Origin of the sequence: Algibacter sp. Ld11, from assembly GCF_045066735.1 — a bacterium.
Lineage (GTDB): Bacteria > Bacteroidota > Bacteroidia > Flavobacteriales > Flavobacteriaceae > Algibacter.
The window spans coordinates 94,884-109,400 of the sequence record NZ_JBISHH010000005.1 but is presented as its reverse complement, the minus strand read 5'-3'; the positions used below and the strand labels follow the sequence as shown (position 1 = coordinate 109,400).

General features: G+C 30.8%; 9 protein-coding genes. 8 read left to right on the top strand and 1 reads right to left on the bottom strand.

The genetic code is table 11. The annotated features are described in order from the left end of the window. Positions 1 to 2 precede the first annotated feature (2 nt). From ACJJV4_RS02515 to ACJJV4_RS02500, 4 genes are all read left to right on the top strand, one after another. On the top strand, positions 3 to 1,358 hold the full coding sequence (locus tag ACJJV4_RS02515) for a RagB/SusD family nutrient uptake outer membrane protein (RefSeq protein ID WP_405291798.1): 1,356 nt from the start codon (positions 3 to 5) through the stop codon (positions 1,356 to 1,358). A 61-nt stretch (positions 1,359 to 1,419) separates the two neighbouring features. Further along, positions 1,420 to 2,094, top strand: a complete 675-nt coding sequence (locus tag ACJJV4_RS02510) for a hypothetical protein (protein WP_405291796.1) — start codon at positions 1,420 to 1,422, stop codon at positions 2,092 to 2,094. Between the two features lie 116 nt (positions 2,095 to 2,210). Then, positions 2,211 to 3,434, top strand: a complete 1,224-nt coding sequence (locus ACJJV4_RS02505; protein ID WP_405291794.1) for a thioredoxin-like domain-containing protein — start codon at positions 2,211 to 2,213, stop codon at positions 3,432 to 3,434. A 140-nt stretch (positions 3,435 to 3,574) separates the two neighbouring features. Continuing rightward, positions 3,575 to 6,370: a M16 family metallopeptidase gene (locus tag ACJJV4_RS02500; RefSeq protein WP_405291792.1), complete on the top strand. Its 2,796-nt coding sequence runs from the start codon at positions 3,575 to 3,577 to the stop codon at positions 6,368 to 6,370. Positions 6,371 to 6,446: 76 nt separating this feature from the next. Here ACJJV4_RS02500 and ACJJV4_RS02495 read toward each other — a convergent pair whose 3' ends face one another. After that, positions 6,447 to 7,010 (bottom strand): RNA polymerase sigma factor, encoded by a 564-nt coding sequence (locus tag ACJJV4_RS02495; RefSeq protein ID WP_405291790.1) that lies wholly within the window; start codon positions 7,008 to 7,010, stop codon positions 6,447 to 6,449. A 131-nt stretch (positions 7,011 to 7,141) separates the two neighbouring features. On the opposite strand from ACJJV4_RS02495, the gene ACJJV4_RS02490 reads away from it, so the two are divergent. From ACJJV4_RS02490 to ACJJV4_RS02475, 4 genes are all read left to right on the top strand, one after another. After that, positions 7,142 to 8,278, top strand: a complete 1,137-nt coding sequence (locus tag ACJJV4_RS02490) for a FecR family protein (protein WP_405291788.1) — start codon at positions 7,142 to 7,144, stop codon at positions 8,276 to 8,278. A gap of 162 nt (positions 8,279 to 8,440) precedes the next feature. Then, on the top strand, positions 8,441 to 11,896 hold the full coding sequence (locus tag ACJJV4_RS02485; protein ID WP_405291786.1) for a SusC/RagA family TonB-linked outer membrane protein: 3,456 nt from the start codon (positions 8,441 to 8,443) through the stop codon (positions 11,894 to 11,896). Positions 11,897 to 11,907: 11 nt separating this feature from the next. Continuing rightward, the gene (locus tag ACJJV4_RS02480) at positions 11,908 to 13,323 is read left to right on the top strand and encodes a RagB/SusD family nutrient uptake outer membrane protein (RefSeq protein ID WP_405291784.1); all 1,416 of its coding nucleotides are present in this window, start codon (positions 11,908 to 11,910) and stop codon (positions 13,321 to 13,323) included. A 116-nt stretch (positions 13,324 to 13,439) separates the two neighbouring features. Next, positions 13,440 to 14,516, top strand: coding sequence for a TlpA family protein disulfide reductase (locus ACJJV4_RS02475; protein ID WP_405291782.1), 1,077 nt, complete (start codon positions 13,440 to 13,442; stop codon positions 14,514 to 14,516). Position 14,517 lies beyond the last annotated feature (1 nt).

The window sequence follows — 14,517 nt, the reverse complement described above, 5'->3', positions numbered from 1 at the left end:
AAATGAAAAATAAATTAATTATATATTTAGTTTTACTATCATGCGCACTTTATAGCTGTGACGATTATCTTGATGTTGAACCTGTAGGTCGAGTAATACCCGAGACCATAGAAGATTTCGACCTTTTATTAGTTGGAGGAGACTTTTCTATACACACCACTTCTGATGAAAATCTACTATATTTATCGGCTGACGATGTTACACCAAATGCACCATTTATAGGAAGTCTTGATAATCTTGAAAACCCGAGAGCAAAAGCTATTAGATGGGATAAAGAACTATTCTTTGCTGAAGCCGAAGTTAATCTATGGAATAATCCATATAAAAATATATACACTTACAATGTAATTATTGAAAATATAGATAATGTTATAGGAGATAATGAAGAAGCTAGAAAACGTATTAAGGCAGAAGCCAGAACCATGCGTTCTTATGAATATTTTATATTAGTAAATGGCTTTGCTAAACAATATAATACTTCTACAGCAAATGGAGACCCTGGAGTACCACTAGTTACAACTCCAGATGTTGTTGGAGACCCTATAGGAAGATCCTCTGTACAAGAGGTCTACGATTTTATAATTGAAAACATAGCAGAATCTATTAACGACTTACCAACCAATGCTCTTGGAATAACCAGAGCCAATAAAGCAACAGCTTATGGGTTATTGGCTAGAACATATCTGCAAATGGGTGACTATCAAAATGCTAAAATTAATGCAGATTTAGCCTTAGCAGAAAATGGTAACATAAGTGATTACACAGTTACTGGTGCTGATTTAGTAAGTCTTTATAATGTTGAACAGTATTGCGATAGATATTTTGGCGCTCTATCAGGATTTGCTGGTGGTGCTTTATCTGATGATTTAGTAAATCAATACGATATAGTAAATGATATGCGTCTTAATGGTATTTATCAATTCAATTTCCGAGCCAATGGTTATACTAGAAACTTTCGTATAAAAAGTAACCATTGTGTTTCTAGTCCAGAAATGTACCTTATTAGAGCAGAATGTAATGCACGATTAGCAAATAGCACTGTACAAGATGTACTAGACGATGTTAACTTAATACGTAGAAATAGAATTTTAAATTATACAGACGAAACCAGTATTACAACAAAAGAAGATGCCTTAAGTTTTGCTGTAACCGAAAGACGCCTTGAACTTCTTGGAACAGGAATGCGTTGGTTTGATTTAAAACGACTAAATAAAGAATCTGCATTTGCAAAAACACTAACGCATACCTTAGGCGGCGAAACATATACACTAGAACCTAATTCTAGTCGTTATGTATTCCCTATACCTCCAGAGACTCTTAATTTTAGCCCAAATATGGAACAAAATATTAGAGATTAAATTAATCTACAGGGCACTTCGTATGGCGAAGTGCCTGTTTTAACCCCTTAATAAAAATGTTATGAATTTAAAACAATTATCCATTGTCATACTTACTCTAGTATTTAGCTTTAGTAATGCTCAAAAAACTAAAAAAAATCCAGTTAAAGTAGACGCTATAAATTCTAAATACGAAGGTGAGACAAAAAAAGGTCTTGCCAATGGGAAAGGGAAAGCTACTGGAACAGAAGACAGTTATGAAGGAGCCTTTAAAAAAGGCTATCCGCATGGAGAAGGAACCTATACATGGGCTAATGGGAATACTTACGTTGGAGAGTTCTCAAAAGGTAGTTTAAATGGAAAAGGAAAGTTAATTGTACTTAAAGCAGATAAATCTATAGACAAAATAGAGGAAGGCTATTTTAAAGACAATGAATATATAGGCCTTTATAAAGACCCTTATAAAATAATTTCAGATGGAGGTGTTCGTAACACTATTTTTCAAAAACGTAGTGGAGAACTTAATCAATTAACCTTTGAGGTTTTTTCTAACGGTGTTGCAGTTCCTCTTAATAAACTAGAAATTACAGACCTAAATAACTCATTGGTTCAGGTTATTAATAATCTTAAAACCATATCAAATATTAATTTCCCTTTAAAAAGAGTGCAGGTACGTTTTAGCATAGATAATGCTAATTACGACCTCATTTTTGATCTTTACCAAAAAGGAAATTGGCATCTTACAATTTCGGTATAATATATTTTTCAAAGCTTATTGAAGTAAAATATAATAAACAAACCTCATCATATTAGGTTATTCTTAGGCGCTAGTTTATGTGGTTTAAATCTCCTGATAATTCAAAAACTTATAAAATGTTAAAATCAAAATATTTGCTATTAGTATTAGGCTTAGCCTTAATAGCATGTAAAAAAGAAAAGCTAGATCATTACACTATTAACGGTACTATAAATGGTGTTAAAGACGGTACTAAAGTGGTGTTATCTTTACAACATCCCGAATTTTTTTTAGGATTAAGAAAAAAAGTAGCAGATACTACAACGATACAAAACGGACAATTTACGTTTACAGGAAAACTAGAAAATCCAACTTTATACCATATTGTTTTAGTAGAACCAGAAAAAAAGAGATTTGAAAGTTTAGTGATTCCTGTATTTTTTGAAAATGAGACTATAAAAATTTCTACTAAAAAAGAAGCTATATCAACTCTTTCTAATTTATATAATGGTACATATAATTTTGATGCTATTAAATTGGAAGGCGCCAAAATACATTTAACATACGTAGATTACTTAAAAGATATGTCCAGAGTACAACTTAAAGAGGGAAAACTCTGGGACGAAAACTTAAAAAACTTTAAAGAAAAAAGAAAACTTTCAGTTTCACAAGGTATTGAATTTGCCAATAGATTCGAAGTTGTTTGGAAAGAAAAAAATGAGTTTTCTTTTAATTTTGTTAAAAATAATATCAATTCAACATTAGGGCAATTTGTCGGTTACCTCTCAACAGTTATGTCTCCCGCAAAATACACTAAAGAACAATTAAATGAGATTAATTCACTTATTCCAGAAAACGCTAATGGTTTTCCTGGAATAAAAGTGTTGAAAGACCATATTGTTGCTTATGAAAAAATAGCTCCAGGTTCTCAATATATAGACTTGCCTTTTAAAGATAAAGACGGTAATAATACAAAACTATCTAATCATGTAGGCAAGGGTAAATATATTCTTTTAGAGTTTTGGGCTTCTTGGTGTGGTCCATGTAGAATGGATATACCTCATCTAAAAGATATTTACAAATTATATAGTAGTGAAAATTTTGATATTATAAGTATTTCTATGGATAGTAGCCATGAAAATTGGCAAAAAGCTATAAATGAAGAGCAAATGCCTTGGCTTCAAGTGTCAGACGGAGAGGATTTTAATGGCGATTTAGCTAGAAAATATAAAATACAAGGCATACCTGCATGTTTTTTAATAGACCCAAATGGCATTATTGTAACCAATAATATGCGTGGGTCTTATATGGACAAACGCCTTATTGAAATGTATGGTAATAAGTTTGGAGATAAATATTAAACAATTAACAAAATAGTTATTAAAAAGGGAAGTGTATAACTTACCTTTTTAAATTTATAAACATTTTAACATTTACTTAATAAGGGCACTTCACTTTTTTCTACTCTATAATTATATAACTTATAATCAAACTTAAAAAGATGAAAAAAATCTTAACAGTATTATCACTTTTTTTAATTACAAGCATTAGCGCCCAAAATTTAAGCGCGCCATTACCTGTAGATTCTAGCATTAAAAAAGGCGTTTTATCTAACGGTATGACGTACTATTTACACAGTACAGATGTTACCAAAGATGTTGCTAGTTACTATATTATTCAAAATGTAGGATCTGTTTTAGAAGAAGACAATCAACAAGGTTTAGCTCACTTTTTAGAGCATATGGCATTTAATGGTACAGAAAACTTTAAAGGAAAAGGTATTTTAAATACTTTAGAAAAAGAAGGTATTGTTTTTGGTAAAGACATAAATGCATACACATCTTTTGATGAAACGGTTTATAATGTAGACAATGTACCAACAACGCCTAAATTAATAGATACAGGTTTGCAAATTCTTCACGATTGGTCTAATTATCTTTTATTAACCGAAGAAGAAATAGATGCAGAACGTGGTGTTATTAAAGAAGAATGGCGTACACGCCAAAACGGACAAATGCGTATACTAGAAAGCACAATAGGCGCTATGTTTGGACATTCTGTTTACTCAAAAAGACTTCCAATTGGATTAATGGATATTGTAGAAAACTTTGAATACAAGGCTTTACGCGATTTTTACCATAACTGGTATCGCACAGATTTGCAAGCTATTGCTATAGTTGGCGATTTTGACGTGGCAGAAATGGAAGCCAAAATTAAATCTAAATTCTCGGCTATACCAGCGATAAAAAATGGACCAAAACGTTTTAATATTAAAATTGATGATAACCAAGCCCTAGATTATGCCATTGGTATGGACGATGAAGTATCTACAGCTAGTATTCAATTTGGTATTCGCCATAATAATAGTTTAGCCAACGAAACTGTTGCCGATTTAAAAGAAAGTTTATTAAATGGTATTATTTCAAGTATATTAAGAGAACGTTTTAGTAATATTACTCAAAATCCAGACGCACCTTTTATTGGTGTACGTGCTGGCTATAGTAACGCTACTCGTTTACACAATGCGTTTAATATTCAAATAACTCCTAAAGAAGGTAAACAACAAGAGGCTTTTAAACTAGCCATGCAAGAAATTAATAGAGCTGTAAAATTTGGTTTTACTAACGCCGAAATTAATCGTGTATTAGTAAGCTATAAAAGCGGTTACGAAAATCAAATAGCAAAACTAGAAGACAGAAGTCATAAGCAAATTATTAAGATTATTCAATCTAATTATTTAGATAATAATACAATAGGAGATTTAGCTAAAGAATATGAAATTGCAAAGCAAATATTAAACCATATTACCCAAGAAGATTTACTTAAACAAATACAAAAGTTGTACACCAAAAAGAACAGGAGTTTAATTGTTACAGGGGTAAAAGGCAAAAACAACTTGACTAAAAATCAAGCTATAAGTATTTTAAACGAAGTAGAAAACAGTACAACATTAAAGCCTTATAAGGAAGAAGAAGCATTAAAACCTTTAATGGCTGGTGTAAATTTAACGCCTGGAAAAATTATTAACAAAGAAATTAATAAAACTCTTGGCTTTACTACATATACACTTAGCAACAATGTAAAAGTACATTTTCAATTTGTTAACAAAGACAAAAATAAAGTAAGTATGTTAGTGCATAGCTATGGTGGCACATCTTTACTTCCTTTAGAGGATATGCCTTCTGCAAGTATTTTAGGTAATGTAGTTAGTATGTCTGGACTAGGCGAATTTTCTGCCACAGAATTACCAAAAGTACTAGCTGGAAAACAGGCTAACGTTAACTTTAAAATTAGCGGTTTGTCTGAAACCATATCTGGTGGCTCTACAACTAAAGATGTAGAAACTATGTTAAAATTGGCAAACTTACGTTTTACCAAACCTCGCTTTGATAAAACTGCATACAATGTATTTATGCAAAATGTAGATAATTACTTAGTCAGAAAAAGTCAAGATTTAAAATCTAAAATGAGTGATAGTTTAACTGTAACATTATACGGTGAAAACAATCCTAGAAAACCTCTTTTTAACAAATCGTATATCCAAAAATTTAGTTTAGATAAAGTTGAAGACATTTACAGATCTAGATTTGCTAACATAGGCGATTTTCAAGTCTTTATTTCTGGAGATGTTACTGCAGAGCACTTAGAGCCTTTATTAGAAAAATATATTGCTAGCATACCTGCAACTAAAGAAAAAGAAAATTGGAAAGACAACTCTGTAAGTTGGATAAGAGACAATACAGATAAAGATATTTACTTGCCTATGCAAGATGCCAAAACATCGGTTAAGATTGCTATAAAAAACGAGATGCCTTATAATTTAAAAAATGCTTACTTAATGAGTATTTTAGGCGATATACTTACACTTAGGTACACACAGTCTTTAAGAGAGGAAGAAGGTGGTACTTATGGCGCTAGAAGTAGCGGGGCTTTATCTAAAAAACCAGTTTCTATAGCTAGTTTAGGTGTTAGTTTTGATTGTAATCCAGATCTTGCAGAAAAGTTAATTAGTATAGTTTATAAAGAAATTGATTTAATTAAAAATGGTACGATACAACAAAACGACTTAGATAAAGTTTTAACTAACTTTTTAAAAGAAAGAGAAGAAAGTAAAAACTCTAATCGTTACGATATGAATGCTATGCAAACTCTTATTTTAGAAGGTTATAATAGAACTGAAGCTGAAAATTTCGAAGATATTATTAATGCTATAACCACAAAAGATATTCAGGAAATTGCCAAGAAATTATTAAAAAACAAGAAATCTTACGAGGTTGTTTTTAAACCTCAACAATAAAACTTCTTCCTTTAATAGCAAAAGCCAGTTATATAAATATAGCTGGCTTTTTTTATACAAAATAATGCTACTTAATTTAAGTAAACTGCCTCACTATAAACAATAAAAATGGTGTGTCTTCAAATCCCTTTCTTATTTTTTTAAAGGCTATACCCATTTGCACCTCTACTGTTTTTATAGAAATATCTAGTTTTTCTGCTATCTCGCTATATTTAAAACCTTCAAACTTATTCATTCTTAAAATTTGTTGACATCTTGGCGGTAAATCGTTTATAATAGCTTTTAACTTTTCTAGCCTCTTTTTCATTAATTCTTCATCTTCTTCTACTAAATCGCGTAATGCCTTTTCTCTTAAATCATCAAAAAAAGTATCTTGCTTTTTCTTTTTCCTGTAATTATCGATATAAGAGTTATAAGCTACAGAGTACAAATAGCTTTTTGGAGATTTTAAAATTTTTATTTCCTTTCTTTTTGTCCAAAAAATAATAAAAGACTGTTGTGCAATATCTTCAGCCAAATAAACATCATTGGTAAAAGTATTAATGTAGCCAACTAAAGGTGTGTAATACTTATCAAAGAAAATTTTGAATGCCTTTTTATCATTCTTCTTAATCGCCTCTAATAAAAAAATATCCTTCATTAACTGTTTCTAAGAGGTAAACTTAGCAGAAATCGCATCAATAAAAAAAAATATTTAACAATTATTTAATTTTTCTTTAGGGGGTTTCTTAAAAGTTTGCGTCACTAACATACAACACTAAAAAAAAAGACGTGAACAATTTAATTAGTAAGCTTTTATCAGATTCTATTACAGAAGAAGAAAAAAAAACACTGCGCATTTGGCTTAAAAACCCTAAAAACAAAAAAGTCTTTAATGCACAAGTACGTCATGCTTATACTTTAAATCTACTTTATAATAAAATAAACGAAGAAGAGGCTTACAACAAAGTATTTAAAACTATAGAACAACAAAACAAACCTATACCACTGTACAAACGCAACTTTATTAAATATGCTGCTGCCATTGTATTATTTATGGCTATTGGGTATTTTTATGTAAATAAGAATAACTTAAATAAAAGTAATATTACCATAAGTGAAACCAATATTAAAGTTGGCACAGACAAGGCTACTTTAACTCTAGAAAACGGTACCAATATTTTTTTAGAAAAGGGTCAAAATTATATTTCAAATAATGTAGAAAGTAATGGAAAGGCGCTAACCTATAAAATAAAAAAAGACGCTAATAAAGATATAGCTTATAACTATTTAACAGTTCCTAGAGGCGGACAATATAATGTAACACTAGCAGATGGAACTAAGGTTTGGCTAAATTCTGAATCGCAATTAAAATACCCAGTACACTTTATAAAGGGGCAAACAAGACATACAGAATTGGTTTATGGAGAAGCTTATTTTGATGTATCTCCAAGCACTAACCACGATGGTGCTAAATTTAAAGTACTAACTAACGGGCAAGAAGTTGAGGTTTTAGGTACAGAGTTTAACATTAAAGCCTATAAAAACGATAATGCCACATATACAACGCTAATAGAAGGTAGCGTATCTGTAAATAAAGCTAATAATAACAAACTTTTAATACCAAATCAACAAGCTGTTGTTTTTAATAAAAATGAAGATATTTCTATTTATAACATTGATGTTTATAATGAAATTTCTTGGAAAGAAGGCGTTTTTAGTTTTAAAAATAAACCTTTAAAAGAGATTATGGCAACATTATCCAGGTGGTATGATGTTGATATTATATTCGAAAATAAAGATTTAGAAGATGATCTATTTGGTGGCGTTTTTGATAAAAGTCAAAAAATAAGTGAAATTCTTAATTTAGTCCAACAAACAAATGCTGTGTCATTCAAAAAAGAAAAAAATGTAATTATTGTAAAATAAAAAAAAAGGAACAGAGTCTAGACATCCTACCGTACCATTCTCAGTCCCCTTTATTGCGTCTTAATTAATTAAATGTTTAACTAACTAAAAACAATCAAATTTATGAAAATTAAATTTATTAAAGGTCCTATATTGTATAGGAAGAAATTCTCTTTGATTATTATGAAAACTATCATCTTTTTATGTTGTGCTTTAACTTTTGGTTTTAACCCGAATACAGGGTTTTCTCAAAACGTAAAAATACATATCGATAAGGATAAAGAGGTCTCGGTAATAGATGTTTTTGAGCTCATTAAAAAGGCGACAGATTACAGGTTTTTTTATAAAACCGAAGATTTTAAAAACGCGCCGAAAGTCTCTTTAATTAAGGGAGAAATAACAGCTCATAACTTACTATCTCAAAGTTTATCGTACGGGAGTTATTCTTATGAGTTAACAGAACAAAAAACCATTGTTCTCAAAAAGAGTAGTAAAGTTTTTAAATCTAAATATCAACAAGAAATATCAGGTACAATTAAAGATGTAAATGGTGCGCCGCTACCAGGTACTACTATTTCTGTTGCAAACTCTGGCGGCGTTATTTTGAGAGGAACTACTTCAGACTTTGATGGAAACTATAGCATAAAAGCAACAAAAGGTAATACGTTAAGTTTCTCGTACTTAGGTTTTGTTACTCAAAAAGTAATTATCGAATATGAGTATAATATTAATATTACTCTTTTAGAAAATACAAACTTACTCGACGAAGTTGTTTTAAGTACCGGATATCAAAAAGTATCAAAAGAAAGAACTACGGGATCTTTCGAGAGTATAGGTGCAAAAACTTTAGGAATAAAGACAGCTCAAAATGTATTTGATAAGATAGAAGGCGAAGTTGCTGGAGTAGTATTTGAACAAGATTCCGACGGTAATAATACTGCCATTGTTAGAGGGCTAAGTACTATAAACTCGGTAAGAACACCTTTAATTGTAGTTGATGGTTTTCCAATAGAACAAGGTTTAGAAACCATTAATCCAAACGATGTAGAAAATATTACCATTTTAAAAGATGCCGCTGCTGCTTCTATATGGGGTATTAGAGCTGCAAATGGAGTTATTGTTATTGTAACTAGAAAAGGGTCTAAAAACACTAAAACAAATGTTTCATATTCATCAAATTTTTCTATAACACCTCAAATAGATTTACATGAGCAGCCTTACGCTTCTACAAGTAGTTTTCTTGAATTTGAAAAGCACATGGCAGATAATGATTGGAGAACCCTACCTAATGCTTTTAACTCGTCAAACATTAGTAAAGGTTTAGAAACGTATCTTTCCTTGAATGAGGGATTAATAAATGAAGATGAAGCTAATGCTACCATTAACAATTTAAAAACCATAGATAGCAGGCAACAATTTGAAGACTTATTTTTATCTAATCAAACCTGGACACAACACAACCTAAGCATTAGTGGCGGTGGAGAAAGTAGCAGCTACCAAGCATCATTATTATATAATGAAAATAAAAATCAAGGTTCCTTTAACAATAATGATAGCAATCAAATTATTGCTAATATTAGTAATCAAATAGACATATCTCCAAAATTTACTTTTACAGGAAGAATTAATTATTCTCAAGATAGATCTAAACGAAATGGTATGTCTTTAGGCAATGCACAAGGATTAGATCAATATCAAAACATATTAGGTGAAAACGGAGAATACCTTGTTCAACCTCAAGGTTTTTACGAAGAATTTAAAGATGAACGTAGCGTAGAGAATGGCTACCCATACAACTGGGATTACAACTTAAAACAAGAGCTTGAAAATAAAAACAATAAAATAACAAACTCACGTATAAGGTTACAAACAGCATTAAAATATAACATCACAGATTATTTATCTCTAGAAGGACGCTATCAATATGAAAAAGGTGTTTATGAAACAAAATACCTATATAACGAAAATACGTTTCAAGTAAGAAACTTAATTAACACATATACTACAAATTCTGGAGGAACAATTTCTAGTGCAATCCCTAAGGGAAGTATATTAGATTTAGGAAACATTAATAGCGAGTCACAATCTGGACGATTACAATTAAACTACAATCAATCTTTCAAAAACAATTTGCATAACATAAGTGCTATAGGAGGTTATGAGGTTAGAAAAGTTTTATCTAATTCTCATAACAATAGATTATATGCTTACGATGATCAATCTTTAGATTTTGCACGAAATATAAACTATGCAGATCGTTTTCCTACGGTATACTTTTTTGGTCAAAGTCAAATACCAAATTACGAAAGAGTAGCAGAAAGTGAAGACAGATATATTTCTTACTATGGTAATTTTGCATATACCTATGATAGAAAATATTCCCTAACAGGAAGTGTTCGTTTAGATGATGCCAATTTATTTGGAGCCAGTGATGAGTACAAAAATATTCCTTTGTTTTCTGTTGGTGGTAAGTGGGCAATTCATAATGAAGAATTTTTTAATAGTAAGGTAATTAATAAGTTATCGTTAAGAGCGACTTATGGTAGTAATGGTAATGTAAATAATTCTACTAGCCCATTTGTACAGGTAGGTATTTCTAGCGATCCTTTTACTGGTAATGAGTATGGATTCATTTCTAATGTTAAAAATCCAGAATTAAGATTAGAAAAAGTTTATGTAACTAATTTTGGGCTAGACTTTGGAATGTTTAATAATAGACTAAACGGTAGTATTGAATATTATGAAAGAAAAAGTGAAGATCTTTTATCAAATGTAATTTTCCCTTCGGTATTAGGATTTAACTCTGCATTAATTAACGCAGGAAAAATGGAAAATAAAGGTATAGATATATCTCTACGAGGTTTAATACTTAAAACTAAAAACTTTAGATATAATACCACTTTAAATTTTAGTTACAATAAAAACACAGTAACTGAGGTAGATATTCCTAACGATACGCCATTTGCTTACACTGTAACGCAAACACCTTTAGTAAATACACCTTTACGCTATCTATATAGTTACCAATTTGAAGGTTTAAATGATGAAGGAGACCCTATGTTTTTAAACGAAAACGGAGAGTTAGTAAATAGAGACATTGATGTAGTAGAAGCTCTTAAATACGAAGGCACTACGTTACCTAAATTTTATGGAGGTTGGATAAATCAATTCTCGTATAAAGACTTTACTTTAAGAGCATTAACTAGCTTTAAGTTAGGACATGTTTTTAGAAACACAAATTTCTTAGACTACTCAGATTTACCTAATAAATTTGGCGGTAATAAGTTTATACATCAAGATTTTGAAAGTAGATGGCAAAACCCTGGAGATGAAGCCACAACTAATATTCCAAGAATACCAACTACAAGAACAGATGCTGTACTAGATACATACATGACCTATTACAGATACGGTAGCCAGCATGTAGATGATGCCTCTCATATTCGCTTAAGAGAAGTGGTGCTTTCTTATAATTTAAACCCTAAAGTAACAAGTTTAGTAGGCTTAAACAATTTAAGTATTAACCTACAAGCTAAAAATTTAGCAGTGATTAATTTCAATAAATGGAATGTTGACCCAGAAAGCTTCATATTTAAACAAAGGCCTACGTTTACTATAGGTGTAAATGCTAATTTTTAAAAATAAAAAAGATGAAAAATACAATATATATACTTTGTCTTGCGCTTCTAGCATTGTCTTGCGATAGAGAAGAGTTTTTAGACATTCAACCTAAGGGACAAGTAATTCCTTCAAAAATAAAAGACTACCGTCTATTACTAGACCAAACTGAGCGATTTGGAAATACTCAAGGTTTACAAGTTATTTCTCCTGGTTTTGTTAACAGCTATTCTAATTCAGAATTAGCCAGTGACGATGTCATGATAACAGATAATTTTATAAGTTTTTATCCAGAAGGATCAACTTCCACCAATACTTTTACTTGGAATGATAATATTTATACAGATGCCCAAGAAGACGGAGATTGGCAAGCATTGTATGGACAAATTTATGTTGCAAATATTATAATAGAAGATATTTTAAATACTATTGATGGTACCCTAGAAGAACAAATGGCTTTAAAAGCCGAAGCATTAGCTCATAGGGCATTTGCTAATTTTATTTTAGTAAATTTATATGGAGTTCACTACAATGTAGCATCTGCAAGTACAGATTCTGGAATACCTTTAAGGTTGGGTACAGAACTTGTTAGTGTTCAATTGCCTCGCGCTACAGTACAAGAGGTTTATGATGTTATTTTATCAGATTTAAACGAAGCCATAGACAATTTACCAGAAACAGCAGAGTTAGTTCATCGACCATCAAAGGCAGGTGCTTACGCGCTTTTATCTCGTGTATATTTATATATGGGTGATTTTGAAAAAGCTAGAGATGCAGCAGATTCTGCATTAACATTAAGTAATACCTTAGTAGATTTTAACATATTTCCAGATTGGTTTTTTCCTACTATAGCAGAGCTTGGAGATATAGCACAAGAGGATTCTGAAATTATTTGGCATAAAGCATCGAATGCAACATATGGCACTAGGCTCGCTTCTAACGAGTATCTTAGCTTATTAGAACCAACAGATCAAAGGAGAAGGTTGTTTGGCCCTCCATCTCTATTTGGACTATCTGGTACTGAGCAAATATATGCTATGGGGTTTGTTAGAAACTTTAGACCAGTAGGTCCCTCTGTTCCAGAAATGTTACTTACTAGAGCAGAATGCAATGCCAGACTTAACAACTTAACTCCTGCTTTAAGCGATCTTAATACACTTCGTGAAAAAAGGATGGATACAGGTACATTTGTTGAAATAGTTAGCACAGACCAAGACGAAGTATTAGCCTTGGTTAAAAAAGAAAGAAGACTTGAGCTATTTATGAAAGGGCATCGTTTTTTTGATTTAAAACGCTATAATATTTATGATACGCCAACAATAAATCTTACTCATGTTTATGATGGTAACTCTTTTAATTTAGACGCAAACAGTAAAAACTGGGCATTACCAATAGCAGCAAAATATATTCTTCAAAATCCAGAAATAGGAGAAAACACAAGAGATTAGTAACTTTTTAATTTCTTTAAAAGCAAAAAGCTAAATACAGTATTATTTAGCTTTTTGTCTTTACACTCATACTCTTTTTTTAATATTTCATTACATCAATACAACTTATACGCATTATGAAAAAAATAGCATTATATATACTTAGCATTTCACTATTTACAAGTGCTTGTGCAAATAAAGACACCACACCATTATTAAACACGTGTAAAATACAAATACATGTGGATGGTACAAGTACTGGCATTGCAACAATAGCTCCATATCAAAGGGTTCAAAGCATGGAAGAATACAATAAATTCACCATAAAAGATTCTATAAAAGGTAAAACATCTACTATAGAAATAGATACAGTACAAGCATTAAGAAAAGTAACATTAAACTATAATAACAAAATGTATAGTACCAAACTATTTACTGGTGTTGGCGAATATATTTTAACTATTAAAAACGATAGTCTTATAGTTAAAGGTGCTCCAAGACACGAAGAATTCTTAAAAATAAATGAGACCCTTGGCATTTCTAAAATGGAAGATTTAAAATACAAAAAAAATCTAACCAAAGTAGAGGACGATTTCAAAACTAATTTTTCCAAGAACCTTATCGAAACAATAAAAAAACACCCAAAAAATACAGCTTTAGCTCAAACAGCTTATGGCCAATTTTGGGCAGAAGATGTGGCAACTCTAGACAAGGTTTTAAATAGTTTTGATCAAAGTATGCATGCCAATTACTTTTTAACCCCATTAGTAGAAAGAAGAAAAAATTTAGACATAGTTACGGTTGGTAAGCCTGCTCCAATATTCACACTTAAAAGCTATGAGAATAAAGATATATCCATCTCGGACTACAAAGGAAAATATCTTTTAATAGATTTTTGGGCTTATTGGTGCGCACCTTGCATAAAGGGATTTCCTGAGTTAAAAGAAATTAGAAAGTCTTATCCAGAAGATAAACTAGCCATTTTAAGTATTAGTACAGATAAAAACTATGATAAGTGGATTGAGGCTGTAGATAAACACAAACTACCGTGGACGCAAGTTATTGATGACGCAAAATTACCTGTAGATATTAGCTCTAAGTACGTTGTTACGTCAATTCCTCACTTACTTTTAATATCTCCAGAAGGTAATATTATTTATAAACATAAATATACTGACAATCTTACTGATGAATTAAAAAAGATATTAAACTAAC

Bases quoted from the DNA above. Each gene is read 5' to 3' on its own strand.
- ACJJV4_RS02515 (WP_405291798.1), top strand. From the start codon at position 3: ATGAAAAATAAATTAATTATATATTTAGTTTTACTATCATGCGCACTT.
- ACJJV4_RS02510 (WP_405291796.1), top strand. From the start codon at position 1,420: ATGAATTTAAAACAATTATCCATTGTCATACTTACTCTAGTATTTAGC.
- ACJJV4_RS02505 (WP_405291794.1), top strand. From the start codon at position 2,211: ATGTTAAAATCAAAATATTTGCTATTAGTATTAGGCTTAGCCTTAATA.
- ACJJV4_RS02500 (WP_405291792.1), top strand. From the start codon at position 3,575: ATGAAAAAAATCTTAACAGTATTATCACTTTTTTTAATTACAAGCATT.
- ACJJV4_RS02495 (WP_405291790.1), bottom strand. From the start codon at position 7,010: ATGAAGGATATTTTTTTATTAGAGGCGATTAAGAAGAATGATAAAAAG.
- ACJJV4_RS02485 (WP_405291786.1), top strand. From the start codon at position 8,441: ATGAAAACTATCATCTTTTTATGTTGTGCTTTAACTTTTGGTTTTAAC.
- ACJJV4_RS02480 (WP_405291784.1), top strand. From the start codon at position 11,908: ATGAAAAATACAATATATATACTTTGTCTTGCGCTTCTAGCATTGTCT.
- ACJJV4_RS02475 (WP_405291782.1), top strand. From the start codon at position 13,440: ATGAAAAAAATAGCATTATATATACTTAGCATTTCACTATTTACAAGT.